Annotated in this window: 23 protein-coding genes; 14 read left to right on the forward strand and 9 right to left on the reverse strand. The window is 63.9% G+C overall.

Annotation, left to right across the window (positions count from 1 at the left end; translation table 11 throughout):
* Positions 1-33: 33 nt before the first annotated feature.
* A complete protein-coding gene (locus ASH00_RS03870) occupies positions 34-804 on the reverse strand; it encodes a MerR family transcriptional regulator (protein WP_056545203.1) in 771 nt (256 codons plus the stop codon).
* Positions 805-882: 78 nt separating this feature from the next.
* Between ASH00_RS03870 and ASH00_RS03875 the strand changes: the two genes are divergently transcribed.
* The 7 genes from ASH00_RS03875 to ASH00_RS03905 all read left to right on the forward strand — a co-directional run bounded on the left by ASH00_RS03875 (position 883) and on the right by ASH00_RS03905 (position 7130).
* Positions 883-1362, forward strand: a complete 480-nt coding sequence (locus ASH00_RS03875; protein WP_056545205.1) for a nucleoside deaminase — start codon at positions 883-885, stop codon at positions 1360-1362.
* 135 nt (positions 1363-1497) lie between these two features.
* The gene (locus ASH00_RS03880) at positions 1498-2613 is read left to right on the forward strand and encodes an AI-2E family transporter (RefSeq protein ID WP_056545207.1); all 1116 of its coding nucleotides are present in this window, start codon (positions 1498-1500) and stop codon (positions 2611-2613) included.
* Between the two features lie 13 nt (positions 2614-2626).
* Positions 2627-3958: an APC family permease gene (locus ASH00_RS03885; RefSeq protein WP_056545209.1), complete on the forward strand. Its 1332-nt coding sequence runs from the start codon at positions 2627-2629 to the stop codon at positions 3956-3958.
* 2 nt (positions 3959-3960) lie between these two features.
* On the forward strand, positions 3961-4716 hold the full coding sequence (locus tag ASH00_RS03890) for a hypothetical protein (protein WP_056545211.1): 756 nt from the start codon (positions 3961-3963) through the stop codon (positions 4714-4716).
* Complete coding sequence (locus tag ASH00_RS03895; RefSeq protein WP_056545213.1) at positions 4713-6347, forward strand: RecQ family ATP-dependent DNA helicase; 1635 nt, start codon at positions 4713-4715, stop codon at positions 6345-6347. Before ASH00_RS03890 ends, ASH00_RS03895 begins: the two co-directional genes overlap by 4 nt.
* 108 nt (positions 6348-6455) lie before the next feature.
* Positions 6456-6659 (forward strand): hypothetical protein, encoded by a 204-nt coding sequence (locus ASH00_RS03900; RefSeq protein WP_056545214.1) that lies wholly within the window; start codon positions 6456-6458, stop codon positions 6657-6659.
* A 132-nt stretch (positions 6660-6791) separates the two neighbouring features.
* Positions 6792-7130 (forward strand): hypothetical protein, encoded by a 339-nt coding sequence (locus tag ASH00_RS03905; protein ID WP_056545215.1) that lies wholly within the window; start codon positions 6792-6794, stop codon positions 7128-7130.
* Positions 7131-7156: 26 nt separating this feature from the next.
* Here the strand turns inward: ASH00_RS03905 and ASH00_RS03910 are convergent, their stop codons facing one another.
* Positions 7157-8251 carry a winged helix DNA-binding domain-containing protein gene (locus tag ASH00_RS03910; RefSeq protein WP_056545217.1) on the reverse strand — a complete coding sequence of 365 codons (1095 nt, stop codon included), beginning with the start codon at positions 8249-8251 and terminating at the stop codon, positions 7157-7159.
* A gap of 57 nt (positions 8252-8308) precedes the next feature.
* Between ASH00_RS03910 and ASH00_RS03915 the strand changes: the two genes are divergently transcribed.
* From ASH00_RS03915 to ASH00_RS17205, 3 genes are all read left to right on the forward strand, one after another.
* Entirely contained in the window at positions 8309-8971 is a 663-nt protein-coding gene (locus ASH00_RS03915) for an alpha/beta hydrolase family protein (RefSeq protein ID WP_056545220.1), read from the forward strand.
* A 30-nt stretch (positions 8972-9001) separates the two neighbouring features.
* On the forward strand, positions 9002-9748 hold the full coding sequence (locus ASH00_RS03920) for an alpha/beta hydrolase (protein WP_056545221.1): 747 nt from the start codon (positions 9002-9004) through the stop codon (positions 9746-9748).
* Between the two features lie 130 nt (positions 9749-9878).
* Positions 9879-10121 (forward strand): YegP family protein, encoded by a 243-nt coding sequence (locus ASH00_RS17205; RefSeq protein WP_056545223.1) that lies wholly within the window; start codon positions 9879-9881, stop codon positions 10119-10121.
* A gap of 22 nt (positions 10122-10143) precedes the next feature.
* On the opposite strand, the gene ASH00_RS03930 is transcribed toward ASH00_RS17205, so the two are convergent.
* Both ASH00_RS03930 and ASH00_RS03935 read right to left on the reverse strand, forming a co-directional pair.
* The gene (locus tag ASH00_RS03930) at positions 10144-10542 is read right to left on the reverse strand and encodes an ArsR/SmtB family transcription factor (RefSeq protein WP_268760484.1); all 399 of its coding nucleotides are present in this window, start codon (positions 10540-10542) and stop codon (positions 10144-10146) included.
* 140 nt (positions 10543-10682) lie between these two features.
* Positions 10683-10898 (reverse strand): hypothetical protein, encoded by a 216-nt coding sequence (locus ASH00_RS03935; RefSeq protein ID WP_056545227.1) that lies wholly within the window; start codon positions 10896-10898, stop codon positions 10683-10685.
* 167 nt (positions 10899-11065) lie between these two features.
* Between ASH00_RS03935 and ASH00_RS03940 the strand changes: the two genes are divergently transcribed.
* Genes ASH00_RS03940 through ASH00_RS03955 form a run of 4 tightly spaced genes read left to right on the forward strand, consistent with a single transcriptional unit; the run spans position 11066 to position 14773 of the window.
* Positions 11066-11842 carry a DUF1648 domain-containing protein gene (locus ASH00_RS03940; RefSeq protein ID WP_056545229.1) on the forward strand — a complete coding sequence of 259 codons (777 nt, stop codon included), beginning with the start codon at positions 11066-11068 and terminating at the stop codon, positions 11840-11842.
* Positions 11843-11849: 7 nt separating this feature from the next.
* Positions 11850-12392 (forward strand): GNAT family N-acetyltransferase, encoded by a 543-nt coding sequence (locus ASH00_RS03945; RefSeq protein WP_056545232.1) that lies wholly within the window; start codon positions 11850-11852, stop codon positions 12390-12392.
* 48 nt (positions 12393-12440) lie between these two features.
* Positions 12441-13718, forward strand: a complete 1278-nt coding sequence (locus ASH00_RS03950) for a 6-phospho-beta-glucosidase (RefSeq protein ID WP_235563146.1) — start codon at positions 12441-12443, stop codon at positions 13716-13718.
* Positions 13715-14773, forward strand: coding sequence for an N-acetylglucosamine kinase (locus ASH00_RS03955; RefSeq protein ID WP_235563148.1), 1059 nt, complete (start codon positions 13715-13717; stop codon positions 14771-14773). Before ASH00_RS03950 ends, ASH00_RS03955 begins: the two co-directional genes overlap by 4 nt.
* Positions 14774-14904: 131 nt before the next feature.
* Here the strand turns inward: ASH00_RS03955 and ASH00_RS03960 are convergent, their stop codons facing one another.
* The 5 genes from ASH00_RS03960 to ASH00_RS03980 are packed head-to-tail and all read right to left on the reverse strand — an operon-like array spanning position 14905 to position 20587.
* Positions 14905-15981: a Gfo/Idh/MocA family protein gene (locus tag ASH00_RS03960; protein ID WP_056545234.1), complete on the reverse strand. Its 1077-nt coding sequence runs from the start codon at positions 15979-15981 to the stop codon at positions 14905-14907.
* Between the two features lie 16 nt (positions 15982-15997).
* On the reverse strand, positions 15998-17017 hold the full coding sequence (locus ASH00_RS03965) for a LacI family DNA-binding transcriptional regulator (protein WP_428831011.1): 1020 nt from the start codon (positions 17015-17017) through the stop codon (positions 15998-16000).
* Positions 17018-17067: 50 nt separating this feature from the next.
* The gene (locus tag ASH00_RS03970) at positions 17068-18567 is read right to left on the reverse strand and encodes a GH1 family beta-glucosidase (protein ID WP_056545237.1); all 1500 of its coding nucleotides are present in this window, start codon (positions 18565-18567) and stop codon (positions 17068-17070) included.
* A complete protein-coding gene (locus ASH00_RS03975) occupies positions 18567-19466 on the reverse strand; it encodes a carbohydrate ABC transporter permease (RefSeq protein ID WP_056545239.1) in 900 nt (299 codons plus the stop codon). Before ASH00_RS03975 ends, ASH00_RS03970 begins: the two co-directional genes overlap by 1 nt.
* Complete coding sequence (locus tag ASH00_RS03980) at positions 19463-20587, reverse strand: carbohydrate ABC transporter permease (protein WP_056545241.1); 1125 nt, start codon at positions 20585-20587, stop codon at positions 19463-19465. Before ASH00_RS03980 ends, ASH00_RS03975 begins: the two co-directional genes overlap by 4 nt.
* Positions 20588-20622: the final 35 nt, after the last annotated feature.

Consider the following 20622-nt stretch of genomic DNA (forward strand, 5'->3'; position numbering starts at 1 on the left):
GCACTGTGGGTGCCGCCGTCGTCATCCCTGCCGCTACAGGTTGCGGTCGGCGAAGAGCTTCAGCGCGTCGCGCACCAACTCCGCACCCTTCCGGCCGCCGTAGTTCGCACCGAAACGGTCATCGGCGACGTACATGTCACCGAGCCCGGTGACGTACTCCTTCGAGGGCCCGTTGTCCGAAGACCCGCTGCCCGACGACGGCAGGCCGGGCACGCCGGCGAGCCACTCGCAGTGCCGCCGCGCCAGCTCCTGCGCCTCAGCACTGTCCGCTGCGACCCCCTGCTCCGCAGCGGATGTCCAGTCAGCGCCGAGCTGCGCCGTCCGGGCCTTCCAACCGGCTCGCTCAGTATCACTCATGCCGGTCCACCAACGGTCGCCGGAGACATAGGCCTCCTTGCCCCACCGCTGCTCCACCTCGTCCTTGTACTGCGTGTGGTCGAAGCCGTTGAACATGTTCTCAGCCATCAGTTGTTCACCTCCTTCCAGTTGTCTAATGGTCAGCGAGACCGACGCGATCTGCCGCGCCAGCCGCTCCTGTTCCTGCCTCAGCAGCTCCAGGTGCCTGTGCAGCGCACGGGCGGGTTCCGCCTCCCTGTCCAGCACGTCCGCGATCGCAGGAAGCCCCAGCCCGAGGTCGCGCAGCAGGAGGATCCGCTGCAGCCGGACCAGGGCGCCGTCGTCGTAATAGCGGTAGCCGTTACTACCCACCCTGGACGGCGGCAGCAGACCCAGCCGGTCGTAATGCCGCAGGGTGCGGCTGGTGGTCCCGACCAGCCGAGCGATGTCCTGAATCGACCTGTCCATGTGCTCCTCCCTGCGCCTTTCCCTCACGGTATAGGTTGACGCTGCGTCAAGGTCAATAGCCGGGTGTAGGGTTCGGGAATGAGCATTGGAGAGGAACAGTTCCTTGCCCGCGCCATCGATCTTGCAATCCGGAACGTGCACGACGGCGGCGGTCCCTTTGGAGCTGTGATCGTCACCGGTGATGGGCGTCTGTTTGACGGAACCAACCGCGTGACCGCGAACAATGACCCCACCGCCCATGCCGAAGTGATGGCCATCCGCAACGCCTGTTCATCGCTCGGAACCTTTGATTTGAGCGGGTGCGTGCTCTACACGAGCTGCGAACCGTGCCCCCTGTGCCTGTCCGCCGCGCTCTGGGCCCGCGTTGACGGAATTGTGTACGCGGCAGACCGGCACGATGCTGCAAGGGCCGGCTTCGACGACGCCCGCTTCCACGATTTCTTCGCTCAACCTGTCGAGGAACGGTCAATGCATGTCCGGCAGCTCGCGCTTCCGGACTCCTCCAGCACTGGACCTTTCCGCGCCTGGGCAGAGCTGGCCAACCGCATCGAGTACTGACAGCGCTTCACCTGCTGCAGAAATGCGCGCCGAGCACTGCCGCAGCACCACGCTGACCTCCCCACGAAATTACACAGTATGCTTAGCAATTAGTTGCCCGCAGCACACCGATCATCTCTGGGGAAGGGGAAACCTATGGCCGGCTCCCGCTTGCACAGCACCAGATCAAGCCCATGGACGGACGGTCTCGGCCGGACCGCCTCCCGGTCAGCGCAGATTCTGCTGATTCTGACCCTTGCGGTGGTGGCCATCTACGGGCTGCTCCAAATCCGGCTGCTCGTGATTCCGGTCATCATTGCGCTGATCCTCGCAGCGGCCATCGGGCCCTTTGTAAACCTGCTGCGGCGGCGCGGAGTGCCCGGCGCACTCGCCACGGCCATCGCCTTCCTTGCCCTGCTGATCGTCATCTCCGGCGTCATCACCATCATCGTTTTCTCGGTCCGCAGCCAGGCCGATGAGTTGATTGCCGCGGCCACCGAAGGCCTGGACGAACTGCAGGCCTTCCTGACCAGCGGACCCTTCCCTATTTCGCCGGAACAGCTCGACCAGGCGCGCACCGCGATCATCGATTTCGCCACCAGCGCCCAGTTCCGCTCAGGCGCCATCTCCGGTGTTTCCGTGGTGGCTGAATTCCTCACCGGCGCCACCCTGATGGCCGTGATCCTCTTCTTTTTCCTGAAGGACGGCAAGAAGATCTGGGAATTCTTTCTCCGTCCCTTCAAGGGCGAGCGGGAGCAGAAATTGCGCCGCTCCGGTGCCCGCACCCTGGAGGTACTCGGCAGCTACGTTCGCGGAACGGCAATCGTCGCGCTCGTTGACGCTGTGGCCATCGGCATCGCGCTGCTCATCCTCGGCGTACCGCTGGCCCTGCCGCTGGCCATGATCGTGTTCATCGGTGCGTTCATCCCGCTGGTGGGGGCTACCCTCGCCGGCGTGCTGGCTGCCCTCGTTGCGCTGGTGGCCAACGGGCCGATTGTCGCGCTCATCGTGGTCGGCGTAGTCGTCGCGGTCAACCAGCTGGAAGGCGATCTCCTGCAGCCCATCGTGATGGGGAAGTCACTGCGACTCCATGCACTGGTGATTCTGCTCGCGCTGACAGCAGGAACCATCCTCGCCGGCATCATCGGTGCCGTGCTGTCCGTTCCGATCGCAGCCGTCACCTGGGCCGTCCTGCAGGTGTGGACCGATGAGGATCCAAGGATGGAACCGCTGAACCCGGACCTGCCTCCCGCAGGCTCCGAACCAATCTGAGGAGGGGGAGAGAATGACCACAGAAACAGCTCCATCGAAACTACGGCAGGGCATCTCCGGCAAGCTGCTCTACCTGTTCATTCTCGGAGACGTGCTCGGCGCCGGCATCTATGCCCTGGTGGGCGTCATCGCCGCCGAGGTCGGCGGGGCCATTTGGGTGCCGCTGATCATTGCGCTGGCGCTGGCCCTCCTCACCGCCGGGTCCTACGCGGAGCTGGTCACCAAGTACCCCAAGGCGGGCGGAGCGGCCGTCTTCGCGCAGCGTGCGTACAAAACCCCCTTCATCTCCTTCGTCGTGGGATTCTGCATGCTCGCCGCAGGCGTGACCAGCGCAGCCGGGCTCACCCTGGCATTCACGGGTGATTACCTCTCCGCCTTCATCGCCGTTCCACCCGGCTGGGCGGCAGTGGTGTTCCTCGCGCTGCTGGCACTGCTGAACGCACGCGGCATCAAGGAATCCGTGCGCTCCAACGTGGTCATGACGGTCATCGAAGTGTCCGGGTTGGTGCTCGTGATCGTCCTGGTCGCAGTATTCCTCGGCCAGGGCGGCGGCAACCCCGAGCAGATTTCCCAGTTCCCGGCCAACGCCAATCCTGCCGTTGCCGTCCTGGGAGCGTCCCTCATCGCCTACTACTCGTTCGTCGGCTTCGAGGTCTCCGCGAATGTCGCCGAGGAAGTGCAGAACCCGGCACGCGTCTACCCGAAAGCCCTGTTCGGCGCCCTCGCGACGGCGGGCGCCGTCTACCTTCTGATCGGGCTGGTGTCCGCTGCCGCGCTACCCGCCGAAGACCTGGCCGGCTCCACCGCACCCCTGCTCGACGTCGTCACCGCCACCGGCTTCGGGATCCCGCCGTGGCTGTTCAGCCTGATCGCCCTCGTCGCCGTTGCAAACGGTGCGCTGCTGACCATGATCATGGCGAGCCGGTTGACTTTCGGCATGGCCGAGGAAGGTCTCCTTCCTCCGGTGCTCGGCAAGGTTCTGCCCAACCGGCGCACGCCGTGGGTAGCAATTATTGCGACGACGGCGGTTGCCATGGTCCTGACCCTCACCGGGGATCTCGCCTCGCTCGCCGAGACGGTGGTGCTGCTGCTCCTGTTCGTCTTCATCAGCACGAACATCGCGGTACTGGTACTCCGCCGGGACCGGGTCGAGCACAAACACTTCCGCATTCCGACGGTGATTCCCTACCTCGGCGTTGCCTCGTGCGTCCTTCTTCTCACCCAGCAGTCAGCAGAAATCTGGCTGCGGGCGGCGATTCTGGTGGGTGTCGGCGTCGTGCTGTATTTCATCAGTGCGGTGGTGACCAAACGCAGCAACCGTAAGCCCCAGGCGGAAGCTGGATAGTCATGACCTTCACCGCGGCCCTGATCGCTTCGCTGGTCATCGCACTCGTACTGGCGGCACTGCACCTCGCCGCCCCGCGCATCCGGAAGCTGCCGTTGGTTCCGGAGAGCGTGACCGGTTCCTTCGCGGGAGGACTCGCCGTTGCTTACGTCTTCCTCCACCTGCTCCCGGAAATCGCCGAGGGTAACGAGGCGATTGGCGAGCTGCTCGAGGACACCATTGAGGTCACGCCGCTGTTTGACCTGGGGATCTTCGTCGTTGCGCTTACCGGCTTCACCGTGTTCTACGGGCTGGACCGGCTGGCAACCTCGCGGCGGACAAGCAAACGGCCGGATTCCGCCGGCGTCTACTGGCTGCACCTCGGAGCGTTCGCGTTTTACAACGCCCTGATCACGTACACGATGGCGCTGCGCGTCGAAACGGGGTACCTCTTCGCAATCCTGTTCGCCATCGCCATGGGCCTGCACTTTGTGCTCACGGACCGGCACCTCGAGGAGAACTATCCGCACCGCTTTGCTGCCAGCGGCCGGGTGGTTTTGGCAGGCGCGCTCCTTCTCGGCTGGCTGTTGTCAGCCCTGTTTGCGCCGACCAGCACGGTTGTCGTCGCCATTCTGACCGCCCTGCTGGGAGGCTCTGTGCTCTTGAACGTTTTCAAGGAGGAACTGCCGTCCAACCGCGGCTCAAGTTTCCCCTGGTTCCTTGCGGGTATGGTGCTCTACTCAGTGCTGCTTGCCCTCATTACAGCGGCCGCCGAATGAGCAGAAAATTCGAGGCCACCGCGCGGGAGCACTTCGGCTGGGATTCGCTCCTTCCCGGACAGCGCAAGGCGCTGGACGCAGCCGACGGCGGCCGGAACCTCCTCTGCATCCTTCCCACCGGTTACGGAAAGTCCGCCATCTACCAGGTGGCCGCAATGGCAGCGCCGGGTGTCGCCGTCGTTGTTTCGCCGTTGATCGCCCTGCAGCGTGACCAGGCGGAGGCCATCAACGAAGCACTGGGCGAGGTCCGCGCCTATGTCCTGAACTCCACCGTGACGGACAGCGAGATCGACGAGGCATGGGCAGCCGCCGAGGATCCGGACGAGGAGCGCCGCGCCAAGTTCCTGTTCCTGGCGCCTGAGCAGCTGGCGCGCGAGGAAACAGCCGCCCGGCTGACGGCGCTGGACGTATCCTTCCTGGTGATCGACGAGGCGCACTGCGTCTCCGCGTGGGGGCATGATTTCCGGCCCGACTATCTCCAACTGGGTTCCCTGGTGGAGCGTCTTAAGCGGCCGGTCATCGCGCTGACGGCCACCGCGTCTCCCCCGATGCGGCAGGAGATTCAGGAGCGGCTGAAGTTGACGGACGCCGTCGTGATCGCTGAGGGCTTCGACCGGCCAAACCTCCACCTCAGCGTGCAGCAGCACGAGTCCGACCGCGACAAGCAGCGCGCAGTATTGGAGCAGGCGGCCTCCCTTGAGGGGCAGGGCCTGCTCTATGCCGCCACCCGGAAGCAGGCGGAGCAGTATGCACAGGAGCTGCGTGACGCAGGAGTGCGCGCTGACGCCTACCACTCCGGGCGGAAAAAGTCCGAGCGGACCGCGCTGCATGAAGCCTTCCATACCGGTCAGCTGGACGTCATGGTGGCAACAACGGCATTCGGGATGGGCATCGACAAGCCGGATGTGCGGTTCGTGGTGCACGCGGACATTCCCGATTCCCTCGACAGCTACTACCAGGAGGCAGGGCGTGCCGGGCGGGACGGTGAGCCTGCCGACGTCGTGCTTCACTACCGCCCTGAGGATCTTGGGATCCGCCGATTCTTCGCCGCGAAGAACGTGCAGGAGGACAGCCTTCGTGAGCTGTTCGCCGCTCTGCGGGCAGCGGAAAGCGCGCTCGATGCCGCTGGGATCCGGGAAGCGACCGGGCTGACCCAGCGCAAGCTCTCCGGGCTCCTGAACCAGCTGGTTGAGGTGGGAGCGCTCCGTGAGCGTTCCGGGACGTACCGCGCGGTGGCGACGGATGCCAGGCAGGTGATTGCCGACGTCGTCGAGCATCAGGAGCGGCGGCAGGAAGTGGACCGTTCACGTGTGGAGATGGCGCGGCAGTACGCGGAGTACCGCGGGTGCAGGCGGAAGTTCCTGCTCGGATACTTCGGCGAGGAGCACGAGGGCCTGTGCGGTGCCTGCGACAACTGCGATTCCGGCCGGTCAGCGGAGAACACTGACGACGACGGCGAGAAGCACCCCTTCCCGCTGCAGAGCACCGTGCGGCATGGCGAGTGGGGCGAGGGCGTGGTGATGGGATACGAGAACGAGGTGATCACGGTCCTGTTCGGGGAGCACGGTTATAAATCGCTGTCTGTGCCGCTGGTGGAGGAGAAGGACCTGCTGACTGCGGTGGGGTCCTGAAGGTACTGGTGTGCGCGTGAACAGCGCGTTCCGTCATCCGATCTCGCGCAACGCTCAACAGCATGGTTACACTTCGACAGAGAACCGTAATGAGCGCGAAAGTGACCCATGGAAACCAACCACAAGATTTCCCCAGAAGACCCATTCCCAGAAGACTTGACCGTGCTGGATGATGTCGAGGTCGAGGTACTCAACAGCAGAATTCACCGCGAGCTCGAGGCTGAGTATGCAGAAGGCCTCCCGGAGCCGGAAACCGAGGCGCGTCTTGAGGAGGTCAACCTGGAGTTGAACCGGCGCGAGCAGGAGAACTAACCCCTTCATCGGGAACACGTCCGGACTGGACAGGCTGCTCGCCTGCCTGGTCCGGACGAGTTCTTTAACCGGGGTGACTTAATCGAAAATATGTTCTACTTTTAAACCCGGCACTGAAGAAGGTGAAGGGTAATGACGGCGCAGCATGTAGACGAGGTTCAGCCCGGGTCGCGGTCCCTCAATGAGGAGGCAGACGTCCGTTTCACGTCCCGCGGGGAGCCGCTCGCGCTTCGTTGGAGGGCGGGCATCTGGCAGGTTCTGGGTGACCCGATGCACTGGACAAGCTCCCGAAACTGGTGGGAGCCGGGCCCTTCGGGAATTATGGGCCAGGGCAGCATCATGACACAGCAGTACTGGCGGTTCCGGGCACAAACAGGGCCGGCGTCACCCATCCTTGTCTTCGACGTCTGCCGGGATCCGCGCTGGGAGGGCTGGAGACTGGTCCGGGTGACTAACCTCGGGTCCGGTTGAGTTCTCGCGGCTTTCAGGCGTGCGGCTCATCGGCAAAGAAAATGCTCGTAAGCAGTGATGGCGCCGTCGAACGCTTCGGTGCCGCTGATTGCGGACTCGGCAAACGGGGCAATGTCCGCCGTGTTGTCCCTCGGATTTCTCCGCCAGGTTCCTACGGCGCGGCCGTCCAGCAGAAGTGCCGGCTTGAACACCCCGTTCTTGGCCAGCTGGATGCGGAAGGCGTACTCGGGCGGAAGTGAGGGCGCGCGGTCCTGGTAACCAAGGATGTACTCGTCATACCCGGCCAGCAGGAGCCCGCCTCCGGCCATCGGGTCCGGCTCGGTTACGCCCGGCAGCGCCCAGTAGCTCGCGCCGTCGTAGACGTACTCCACCAGCTCGCTGCGTGCCTGAGCCAGGCCAACCTTCGCATCAGCGAGAGTCAGCTTCGACCACCAGGTGAAGTCCTGCAGACGTGCCGGGCCGTGTCCGGTGAAGTACCGGAGAACGAACCGCCGGAGGGCCTCTTCCCGATCCGGCTGCGGGCTGCCATCAGGAGCCCAATCATCAAGCAGCACCAGCGCTTGCTGGGACCCGTCCGCTGGTCCCCAGCACACCAGTTGTATCTGCGCCAGATACCAGATGATGTGGTAACCCCGTTGCCCGCTGGTGGAGATTCCTGACCTGTTGAGGGTTTCCAGGAACTCGTCCCGACTAAGCGCCATACCGCCCGCGAGCGCCTCACTGGCTACATCCCGGGCCCGGTGGAGTGTGCGCTGGTCAAGGTCGAGTTCCGCCAGACGCCGCGACGCAGACTTGATCATCCGCCCCGCCGTCAGCCCGAGCATCCAGCGGAGGTCACCCGGCCGTACAAAGTGGAGTGTGCCGCGCACCGGCGCAGACCGCACCACGTCTGCACTATCGAGGACAGCGAGGACTCGTTGACGAGTGGAACCGCTCACCCGCGAGCCAACCGCCCAGAGCGCCTGGCCGAAATCCTGCGCCTGGACTGCGAGCATCTTGCCAACCACGTCGGCCGGACCGGAAGGTCCTGACCGTCTGGACGGTGGTTGGCCGTCGCTCGCCGGGAAGTGGTGAGCGAGCCGAAGCTGCAGCAACTGGTCCCGGGTTATCGGAGTTCCCATGGCTTCAGTATGCGTTGATCGGCACCTGCACAGGAGGACCTACGGCATGATGGACAGATGTCCTCCTCCGAGCACTTCACCCTGCGCGTTGACGATGCTGACTTCTCCTGCACCTACGAACAGCCGGACACTCCGACGGCAACCGTGATCATCGCCCACGGTGCCGGTGCGGGCATGGACCACCCTTTCCTCCTCGGCTTCAGCAATGCCGTGAACGACGCCGGCTTTGCCACCTTGCGCTTCAATTTTCCCTACATGGAGCAGGGTCGGCGATTCCCGGACCGCCCTCCGAAGGCGATCGCTGCCTGGCGGGAAGTGATGGCGCATGCGCAGGAGCGCACGCGGGAGGGACCGGTGTGGGCGTGTGGGAAGTCCTTCGGGGGCCGAATGGCGTCCATGGCAGCAGCGGAGGGGATGGACGCCGCCGGACTGATCTTTCTCGGTTATCCGTTGCACCCGCCGGGAAAGCCGGAGAAGATCCGCGACGAACACCTGGTCCACATTCACATGCCGATGCTCTTCCTGCAGGGAAGCAACGACGCGTTCGCGCGGAAGGAGCTCTTGAATCCGGTGGTCGCGAAGCTCGGCGACCGGGCAACGCTGCAGTACGTGCCCGACGCCGATCACTCTTTCGCGGTCAAGGGCGCCAAGCGCAGCCCTTTGGAAATTGGTGCATCGCTGGCTCCCGCGGCGGCGTCACTTATTGCGCGGAGTGGCTGAGCCCGTATCCCCACTGGGTACGGTAAACCTATGCCGAGCCCCTCTCCCGCAAACCTGACAGTAATCCCAGCCGTGGATGGAGCCGACGTTCGCAGACCTGCTGTCCTCGTGCTTCCGGGAGGCGGCTACGGCAAGACATCTGACCATGAGGGGGAGCCCGTTGCCGAATGGCTCGCAGGGCTCGGCATCCACGCATTCGTCCTTCGATACCGGGTTGCACCTCATCAACATCCTGCGCCGCTGATCGACGCCAAGGAAGCGATGCTCTGGATTCGGGGAGGGGATCACGGTATCGCCGTGGACGGCGGGCGGGTAGGCGTGCTGGGGTTCTCAGCCGGTGGACACCTCGCCGCCACGCTCTCGACAGCTACATCCGCGAAGACTCCAGCGCTCGACGTCCCCTCCGCCGTCCCCGACCTGTCGATCCTCTGCTACCCGGTGGTGTCTTTTACCGATGCTGTGCATCAGGGAAGCATCGACAACCTGCTGGGCCGCTCGCCGTCGTCGGACCTGCTGCGACAGATGTCACCGGAGTTGAACGTTACCGACGCAACGCCTCCGGCGTTCCTCTGGCATACGGCCGACGACGGCGCGGTGCCCGTGGAGAATACCTTCGCCTATGCACGTGCGCTGATCGAGCACTGCGTGCCGGCCGAGGTCCACGTCTTCCCTCACGGCTCGCATGGGCTGGGATTGGCCGGCGGCGAACCGGGCCCCGACCAGTGGACATTGCTGTGCGGGAACTGGCTGTCGCGGCAGGGCTGGACCAGCGGATAGAGCCGCGAACCTTGGGAAAAGGTTGGAAGAGTGTGTCCCCCGGCGTCATACGACTTTCTTATATTACGAATTAATGAAATCCTAAAGTCATCAGGCGCGCTGATGCGCCTCTGCGCCGGAGGAGGAAATAGTGGCCGGTAACTTCGAAATTTTCAGGGACGCCGACAAGCTGTACCGCTTTCGCCTCATGGATGAGCGAGGCGGCATTCTCGTAACCTCAGCCGGGTACGGACACAAAGGTGACGTGGTAACAGCCATAACCGCCGTCCGTGAGCATGCCGCCATGGGACATATCCAGGATTGCTCCGACCCTGCCGCACGGGCGCCACGGGCGCGGCAAGTGCGGCAAGTGCGGCGTCGCGCTACCGCTTAGTCTCGCTACGGTGCGAGTCTCGCTACGGTGTGGGAGCGGACTGCTGGGATTCCCTGGCTTCGACGGATTCCTGCGCAACCCACTCCGAAGTCCGCAACTGCTGCTGCGTAGACTCAAGGACCTCGCCCAACAGCATCTTCGCCGTCGCCAGCAGGTCGGCGACACGCGGATAGGCCAAGCTGTAAAAGACTTGGCTGCCGCGCCGCTCGGACACAACAAGGTGGTGCGTCCGCAGCACGGAAAGGTGCTGGGAAAGGCGGGATGCTTCAACGCCCATATCCGCCATAAGATCCGTCACTGAGACGTCCCGCGACGCGGAGAGTATTTCAAGAACACGCACCCGTACGGGATGCGCCATGCCTTTGAACAGGTTCGCCTTCACCTCATAGAGGGGCCGGTGCGCTCCTGGAAATGCCTCCAAGAAAACCATCATCCTTTGCGAACATGGACCGGGACGATCACAGGATGACAGCCGGTTCAGAGAAGTGCCTCGCGGCGATCGCCTGGGCAGTTGAGGACTTCATCATACCGTCATATGCTACTCACCGGTAGCTTCTCCTGTTAGACGGATTCGTCTCCCACTGGTCCGCGCGGATAATCATCCTCACCGTAAACCGCCTGCGCCTGCTCGACGACGTCCGCCTCGTTAGCTTCGCGGGCCCCCGCCTCAAGCGGCTGCTCGCTCACGTCCTCGACGGAATCCTCACCAACTGCTTGTTGCTGCTCAATCCGGTCGGCATCATTTGCCGTCAACGGCTCATTGTCTTCGATCGACACGTCTGACTCCTTCCTAAGGGGAGACTTGCACACAACGATCATAAGCATGCTTGCTTTCTTTGGAAAGAGACGGAGAAAGTGGTCCGCAAACCGTCTGTCGGGATGAAAAGGTTGATGCCGAAGGAGGACGATAGCCGCGGTCCATCGGGTGTTGGTAGGTTGAATTCATGGGGAGCGCGAGCCAGAGAACAGACGATACGCACGCAGACACCGACACAGCCAAACGCCGTCGCAAGGTTTGGGCGGTCTTCCTTCTCCCGCTTGCAATCACCGGCATTTTCTTCGCTGTCGGTGTCTCGCGGTATGCGGCGATGCCGGAGGTCATTCCTACTCATTGGGGACCCGATGGAACCCCTGATGCCCACAGCGACAAGTCTTTCTGGTCTGTCTTCAGCCCGCTGCTGATCGGCCCGGGCGCGGCGATCTTCTTCGCTTTCGCCGCGCTGGCCACCTCGGCGCTGGCGCTGGAATCGCCGGAGCCAACGCTATGGCGGAAATACCAGCGGGAAGGGTCCTACCGCGCCAATATTTTTATACTCGGCCTCATCGCCGCCCTCATTGCGCTGCTGATCGGCACCGTGTGCGTGGCCGCGTGGAGGGGAGTGGGTTCGTTCGAGCCGTGGCCGGTGGCCGTTTTCGTCGTCGTCGTTCTTGGCATCATCCTCGTTGGCTACCCGGCCGGGCAACGCTGGGCGCGCCGTCATGCAAGAGACGCAGGGGTGCAACCAAGCCCTGAGGAGATTGTGGAGGATGAGAAGTGGGTGGCAGGTGGACTGTACCGCGACGCCGATGATCCGCGCGTCCTTGTGCCGAAGCGTGATGGCCAGGGAGTAGGAACCACTCTGAACATCGGGAGCGCTGCGGGCAAGGCCGTGGCCACGGCTCTGCTCGTTCTGGTTCTGGCCGTACCGGTTGGCCTCACCATTGCGGCGCTGTTCAATTGAGGAGCGGATGAACCCCAAGAACGCAGTCCTCCGGCGCTGGACGCCCGACGACGCCGGTGCCCTCCACCGCGCCGTAGCCTGCAGCGATGACTTACGCATCCAATTCGGGCAGCAGGATCTCGCTACCCACGACGCCTGCAGACGGTACATCGAAAACCAGCTGGCAGTCGAAAGCGCTTCAGCCCGCCATTTCGCAGTAGCGGTCGACGGCGTAGCGGTCGGCGATGTCGGCATCAGCTCAATGGAGTTCAATCACGGCACGGCCTGGGTCTCCTACTGGATGAGCACCGAGTTCCGCGGACGGGGACTCATCACCAGAGGTCTCGCGGCGGCGTCGGAATGGGCATTTTCCGAAAGCCTGTTCCGGTTGGAGCTGGGGCACCGAGTCAATAACCCTGCCTCGTGCCGGGTAGCAACGCGCGCCGGATTCCAGGCGGAGGGAGTTGAGCGCTCGAAACTGCGTTACGGTGTTGAACGCTACGACGTGGAGACGCACGCCCGCCTGGCGACTGACCGTTCACCGGATGATATCGAGCCGCTTCCCCGGTGAACTCAATGCGAGGATTGAGTCCAGAAGCTCGCGCATCGCATGGAAGGGATGACCATGAAAGTTGCTGTTGTTGGGGGCGGGTCGACCTATACGCCCGAGCTCGTGGATGGCTTCGCCCGCCTCCGGGAGATGCTGCCCATCGAAGAGCTCTGGCTGGTTGATCCCGACGGGTCGAGGCTCGAGCTGGTATCAGGTCTTTCCCGCCGCATCTTCTCGAGGGCGGGACATCCGGGCCAAATTCGGACCACTTCCAGTGTGGAGGAGGGGGTCAGCGACGCCGACGTCGTTCTCCTGCAATTGCGCATCGGCGGGCAGGCCGCACGCCATGGCGACGAGACGTTTCCCCATGAAGCCTGCTGTGTGGGGCAGGAGACCACCGGCCCCGGCGGGTTCGCCAAGGCGCTGCGGACCGTGCCTGTGGTACTTCAAATCGCTGAAATCATCCGCGAGAAGGCGAAGCCGAATGCGTGGATTATCGATTTCACGAATCCGGTCGGGATAGTGACGCGCGCGCTTTTGCAGGCCGGTCACCGGGCTGTGGGGCTGTGCAACGTGGCCATCGGTTTCCAGCGTCGGTTCGCAGCGCTCCTCGACGCTGATTTCAGCAAGATTTCCCTACATCATGTGGGCCTCAATCACCTCACCTGGGAACTGGGCGTCAACCTGAAAACGGATGGCGGCTCCGTGAACGTCCTCCCGCGAATCCTCGGAGAACATCTCGAGGAAGTGGCGCGGGAGGTGCAGCTACCACCCGCCTTGTTGTCTCTGCAGCAGGCTGTGCCGTCCTACTACTTGCGGTACTTCTACGTCCACGACGAGGTGCTCCGGGACCAGCTGAGCCAGCCGTCCCGGGCGCAGGCTGTCATGGAGGTTGAAGATGCGCTGCTGAGAAAGTACGCGGACCCGGCGCTGGACATCAAACCGGAGGAACTGTCCCTGAGGGGCGGCGCCTTCTATTCCGAAGCAGCGGTTGACCTCATGTCGTCGCTGATCTCGGGGCGGGGCGATGTTCAGGTTGTCAATATCCGCAATGACGGCACGCTGCCTTTCCTGCCGGACGATCACGTGATCGAGGTCCCTGCCGTCATTCAGTCCGGTGGGATGACTGTGACTCCGATCGGCACGCTGCCGGAGGAGATAGCCGGGTTGATCAGCCACGTGGCGTCCTACGAGCGGCTGGCCCTCGACGCCGCACTGCACGGCGGTAGGGAGCGGGTGCTCAAGGCGATGCTCGCCCATCCGCTGGTTGGCCAGTTCGACAAGGCGGAGAAGCTCACCGATGCACTGCTTGCCGCCAACCGTGAGCACCTGGCGTGGGCCCGTTGAATCAGCCCGGCTGCCCTGTTGTTATAGCGGTTGACGGCGGCGGTTCGAAGACGGACCTTGCAGTGCTCTCGGTTGAGGGCGAGGTGGTCTTTCACGCGCGTGGCGGTGGCGCGAATCCCCAGACGGTGGGCCTCGACGCATCTGTCGCGGTGGTCCGGGCGCTTGCTGCCGAGGCGATGGCGGTTATCGGGAACCGACCGCTGCTGCAGACAAGCGTCTATCTCGCCGGTATGGACCTCCCGGTCGAGATTGAGGAATTCTCCTCGGCCATCGCCCAAGATGACTGGGCGGGAGGAGCAGGCGGTAGACGAGCGTTCGTCGACAATGACCTCTTTGCCCTCCTCAGGTCCGGAACCGACAGCCCGGACGCCGTCGCGGTTGTCTGTGGGACCGGAATCAACGCAGTGGGAGTGAGAGCTGACGGCCGGACGGCACGGTTTCCCGCCCTTGGTCTGCTGTCCGGAGATTGGGGCGGCGGAGGGGACCTCGGCGCGGCTGCACTGTGGCACGCGGCCAGGGCAGAAGACGGCAGGGGGCCACGAACGTCCCTGGCCGAACTGGTTCCGGCGGCCTACAACCTGCCGTCCGTGCGCGAAGTCATCGAAGCCATCCACCTCGGGCGAATCCCCGCACGTTCGGTTGCTGACCTCACTCCACTTCTGTTCACAGCCTCGACAACCGGCGATGACGTCGCCGCATCAGTGGTTGACCGCCAAGCCGATGAGATTGTTGTCCTGGCGGTCACTGCGCTTCGGCGTCTCGATCTGCTGGACGCTCCGGTGCCGGTCGTTCTGGGCGGAGGGGTCCTTGCTGCGAATGACAGCCGGCTCCTCACCAGGATCGGGTCAGGTCTGGAGGAGCAGGCACCCCGCACCCACCTGCACTTGGTGACCGCTCCCCCGATCGTGGGAGCGGGCCTTCTGGCGCTCGAAGTGGCCGGTGCGGAGGCGGACGCATTGGCCCGCGCACGGTCAGCTCTCGAGGGTTCCTCCGGGAAACCGCACGTCGGCTCATCACTCCGGGTCCCTGACTGGCACAACGAGGAGACGTCTTGAGCGCGGGGGCAGGACGCTGGTAGCCCGACACTTACCGGTGGCACGCACGCGGCTCTAACATCGATCGGTAACATTACCTCAGCTTGGCGAGGCTCTCACCTTTGAGGTTGAGCTCTCGTAGCGGCGCCCGGCTACACCGTGATCTGGTCGCTCCCGTACCGGATGCCGACCTGCCCGCGCACGTCGTCGAGAAGCTCCATCGTGGCAACCGAGTCAGCCCACGGCATGGTGGGGCTTTCGGTCAGTCCGTCCTGGATGCACCGGGTGACTTCGCGCAGCTGGTACACATAGTTGCTTCCCACCTGGCCGAAGGATTCGACGCGGGATCGTCCGTCCGTCGTCGTAATGGTGAGGTCGGAAGGATTGCACTGTGGGGTGGAGGCAGTCAGCCAGCCTGCGTTTCCGCTCACCGTAGCGGTGCCGGGACAGGCGGCAACGATCGAGGTGATCAGTTGGGCGTTCGCCCCGTTCGCATAGGCAAGCGTCAGGGCGTTGCGCATGTCCACGCCGTCGTCAGTGAGTGTTGCTTGCGCCGCGACGCCGGTAGGAACCCCCAGCGCTCCGAGCGCCCACGTCAGCGGGTAGACCGCGAGATCCAACAGCGCGCCGCCGCCGGCAGCCGGATCCCACAGGCGTGAGTTACGGTCATAAGCGGACACGAAACCCAGGTCCGCCTGTACCCACTGAACCTCGCCCAACTCCCCGGAGGCAATGATGTCCCACGCCCGGTTGATGCTCGGCAGGAAACGCGTCCAGACCGCTTCCATCAGGAACACGCCGTTGGCCGCAGCAACTTCGGCGAGCGCCCGGGCTTCCGCAGCGTTGACGGTGAAAGGCTTCTCGCACAGGACGTGCTTGCCTGCGGCCAGGGCCGCTTCCGCCACCTCGCGGTGCTGGCTATGCGGCGTGGCAACGTAGACCACGTCCACATCCGGGTCATTGAACAACTGCTGGTAACCGCTCACGCCCTTCGTGTCGAAGTAGCTGGTTGCGAAGCCGAAGTCGGCGGCGAAGCCGGTAGCATTCGCTTCACTGCGGGAGCTCACCGCGTGCAGCACTGAGTCTTCCAGTAGCGCCAGGTCTGCAGTAACCCGTCGGGCTATGGTTCCCGGGGCCACGACGCCCCAGCGCAGGTTCTTCCCGGTGGCTTTCAGCGGGTCAGCTCCGGGCTCAGCGCAGGGCGGAACGGGCAGGATGTGTTGGCGCATGGGTTTCCTTGGAAGGTTAGGCGGAGTCCCTGACCACCAGCGAGGTGGGCAGCAGGTTCACGCGGTCCGCCGGCTCCCCCTCGATCAGTGCGAGGAGGATCTCGGCCATCCGGTGTCCCATTTCGACGATGGGGTGGTGAATGGTAGTCAGGGCGGGCGTTACGGAGGTGGCAAAGGAGTCATCATCGAAGCCGACGACGGCGATGTCCGCCGGGATGCGGATGTTCCGGTCGGTGAGCACCGAGCAGGCACCGGCCGCCATCTGGTCGTTGGCCGCAAAGAGCCCGTCGATCCGTTGCCCGCGGTCCAGGAGCCGCCGCATCGCCTCCCTGCCGGAAGCCTGCGTGAAGTCGCCGACTTCCACCAGCGAGGTGTCCAGCCGAGCTGATCGCAGGGCAGTCTCCCAGCCGCGCAGCCGGTCGATCCCCGGGTACATGTCCTGCGGACCGGCGATGGTGGCGATGGAGGTGCGTCCGGCGTCAACCAGGTGTTGTGCGGCGCGTGCCGCAGCGGCCTGGTTGTTCACCTCGACGTAGTAGCTGTCACCCTCACCCCGGAAAGGACGTCCCGCGAAGACCACGGGGAGCGAATCGCTGATTCTCGTCCAGGAGTGGTCCCCGCTGTGGTGGGAGACCACCAGCGCACCGTCAACGTTCCCGCCCAACAGGTAGCTTCTGGTCTTTTCAGGCCTTGCTTCAGACGAGACGATCAGGTTCAGCGTGTACTTCGTCTCCACCAGCGTTTGCGCGATGCTTTCCACCAGGGTGGCGAAGAACGGGTCGGCAAACACTTTCGAGGTGGACTCCGGAACCACCACTGCAACCGAGTTGGTTCGCCTGCTCGCAAGCGAACGGGCAGCGCGGTTGGGAATGTAGTTCAGTGTGGAGATGGCGCTCTGGACGGACTTCACAATGTCCGGGTCAACGTTCGGTGCATCGTTGACCACCCGGGACACCGTTGATCGTGAGACGCCAGCCAGCGCGGCCACCATTTCGAGGGTCGGCGCGGGCCGCGACCGGCTTGCGTCTGTCTTCACAATCATCTCCGTGCATGGTGCTGGAACCTGTGGGTCCAGTCTAGGTTGGCTCAGGCTCCTGACGGCGTGAGCACCTGCACCCTCGACTGTTCCACCTCCCCATTGGCCCTCGCGGAGCTGATCAGCTGCCGGTAGGCATGGCCGCTGTCCTTGATGGTCCGTTCAAAGGAGTTGTAATCCACCCGGACAATCCCGAAGCGCTTGCCATAGCCCCACGACCATTCGAAGTTGTCGAGCAGGGACCAGACGAAGTAGCCGCGGACGTCCGCGCCGGCATCGATTGCCTCACCGACGGCGGCAATGTGGTCGAGTACGAACGCGGTTCGCTCGGTATCATGCACCGCGCCGTCGCTGCTCACGACGTCGTCGTAGGCTGCACCGTTCTCCGTCACGTACAGCGGTGGGAGGGTTGGGTACTCCTCGCCGAGGCGGACCAGCAGTTTCCGGAGCCCGTCCGGGTTCACTTCCCAGTTCATCGCCGTGCGCGGCAGGCCGCGGCTGGGGAAGGCGATGTCCTCAGAGCCGATCCAGCATGAGGACGTCTTGCGGGTGGTGCCGCCGGAGTGGCCGTCGCCGCCCTCGGTCGGGTGACCGCTGATGAGGTCATCGTGGTAGTGGTTGACCCCGAGGAAGTCGATCGGAGTGCCGATGATTTCCAGGTCACCGAACTGGATGACGTCCCGGATGCCGAACTGCTCGAGGTCCGCGAGGGTGTCTTCGGGGTACACCCCGCGCAGGATCGGGTCGAGGAAGATCCGGTTCTGCAGGGAGTCGAACCGGCGCGCGGCATCGAGATCGATGGGGTCCGCCGGGTCCTTCGGAATTGAATTGCTCAGGTTCAGCGTGATGCCGATCTGCTCGGCCCCCCGAGAGCGCAGAGTGTTGACGGCGAGGCCGTGCGCGAGGTGCTGGTGGTGAATAGCGGCAACGGCAGCTCTCGGTTCCTGCCGGCCCGGCGCATGCACTCCGGCAGCGTACCCAAGCAGGGAGGAGCAGAAGGGTTCGTTGAAGGTCGTCCAGTGCTGCACCCGGTCGCCCAGCGCCGAATAGACGTCATTCGCGTAGTCCACAAAGCGGTACGCAGTGTCCCGGTTGGCCCAGCCGCCCTTCTCCTCGAGGGCCTGCGGCAGGTCCCAGTGGTAGAGGGTCAGCCAGGGGAGGATCCCGGCGTCGAGCAGTTCATCCACCAACCGGGAGTAGAAGTCCAGGCCTTCCAGGTTTGGCCCGCGGTCCCCCGGCCGGACGCGCGCCCAGCTGGTGGAGAACCGGTAGGAGCCCAGCCCGAGCTCCTTCATGATGCGGACGTCTTCGGGCATGCGGTCATAGTGCTGGACCGCGTCCTTCAAAGTGTCGCCGTGGGCAATAGCCCCGGGCACACGGGCGAAGGCGTCCCAGACGGAATCTTCCTTGCCGCCCTGGTGGCTTGCTCCTTCAACCTGCGCTGCTGCAGTGGCTGATCCCCAGAGGAACCCCTCCGGCCAGGTTCTGGTCGCGCTTCCTGACACGGGTTCACCGCTGATGGGTAGGGGGCGGGTTGCGTCGAGTGGCATTAGCCTTTCACTGCTCCTTGCATGATTCCTGAAATGAGTTGTCGGCCTGCGATGACGAAGAGCACCAGCAGGGGAAGTGTTGCGAGAACCGCGCCGGTAAGCACGATCGAGTAATCGACGTACCGGGCGGCCTGCAGTTGGCTCAGCGCCGTCTGCAGGGTGGGGTTGCCGGCGTCGAGCACCAGCAATGGCCAGAGGAAATCCGTCCAGGCGGTCATGAAGGTGAAGAGCCCAAGAATCGCCATGGCCGGCCGCGCAGCGGGAAGCGCCACGTGCCAGAACGTGGAAATCATGGACGCACCGTCCATGCGGGCGGATTCGATCAGCTCATCGGGAATGACGTCCACAAGGTACTGACGCATGAAGAACACACCGAACGCCGTCACCAGCGTGGGGATGACGACGGCGCCGATCTCGCCGGTCCAGCCCAGGGTCCGCATCATCATGAACAGAGGGATGATGCCCAGCTGGGTGGGGATCGCCATGGTGGCGATCACCGCGACCATCAGCCCGTTTCTGCCCTTGAAGCGAAGCTTTGCGAAGGAGTAGCCGGCAAGGGTCGAGAAGGACACCACCGAAACGGTGATGATTCCCGAGATCAGGACGCTGTTGCCCAGTGCCAGCCAGAACGGGATGGTGTCGAAGACTTCGCCGGCGTTGCTCCAGAAGTTGCCGCCGGGCAGGAGCGGCGGCCAGGTTCCTGCGAGTGCCGAATTGGACCGGCTGCCGATGATGACTGACCACCACAGCGGGTACGCCGAGGCGAGGAAGAAGGCAAACAGCAGTCCGTAGGTCAGGAACCCGGGACGGTACCCATTGCCGAGCGGCTTTCTCCGCAGAGCCGGCGGGCGCGTACCTTTCTTGCGATCGGTGGTCTGCGTCCTGTCGATGACGGTCATTTTCCACTCCTTGTGGTCGCGTCGTCTGTGCTGGCTGGGTTTCCAGCCGCTGATTCCCCCGACGGTGCCGGCGGCTGTGTTCCGACGGCAGGCAGTACGACGGCGGGAGCCGAAGACTTCTTCCTGCGCCCGCTGAGTGCCCCGCGGCGAGATCCGCGTTCGTCCCCCGTGGTTGCAATGCGGCGCGAGATCAGCCAGTTCACGATGCCGAACAGGACGATGATGAGGAACAGGAGCCACGCGATGGTCGCAGCCTTGCCGAAGTTCTGGCGCTGGAACGCCATTTCCCACAGGTAGAGGACGGTGGTCTGGAACTGACGTGCGGTTCCACCGGCGCTCCTGGGATCGTAGAGCTTGGGTTCGGTGAAGATCTGCAGGCCACCGATGGTTGCGGTGATGACCACGAAGATCATGGTGGGGCGGATGCTTGGCAGGGTGATGCTGAAGAAGCGGCGGAACGGCCCGGCGCCGTCAATGGCGGCGGATTCATAGATGTCCCGCGGCACGGCCTGCATGGCTGCGAGGAGAATCAGGGCGTTGTAGCCGGTCCAGCGCCAGTTCACCATGGTGGCAATGGCGATGTGGCTGGGCAGGGTCTCGTTCATCCACATGATCCGGTCGATGCCCATGCTGGCCAGGATGTTGTTGATGAGCCCGTACTGCTCGCCAAACATGTTCGCGAAGATCATGGCAACCGCTACCGGAGTAACGATGTAGGGGAGCAGGATGCTCATGCGCCAGAACGTCTTGGTCCGCAGATTCTGGTCCAGGACGGCCGCAATGGCGGTTGCGACCACCAGTTGCGGGATGGTGGAGAGCAGGAAGATGCTCACGGTGTTGAACAGTGAGTTCCAGAAGAACCTGTCCTGCAGTACCTCGACGAAGTTCTGCAGTCCCACAAACTCGCCCTGACCCTTCAACAGATGCCAGTCGAAGAGGGAGACAACAAAGGTGTAGCCGAGGGGGAACAGCCCCACGAGCCCGAACAGGAGAAAGAACGGGGCGATATAGAGGTACGGCGACGCCTTCACATCGAAAACATTCAGGCGCTGGCGGAAGGTCGGTGCGGTCTTGCTGGCAGCGGGAGTCCCGGATGCCGGTCGATTCAGTGTCGTGGTCATGACGATTCCAGTCCATGAGGGGGCCTCCGGTACTC

The organism is Arthrobacter sp. Soil782, assembly GCF_001428435.1.
GTDB lineage: Bacteria > Actinomycetota > Actinomycetes > Actinomycetales > Micrococcaceae > Arthrobacter_D > Arthrobacter_D parietis.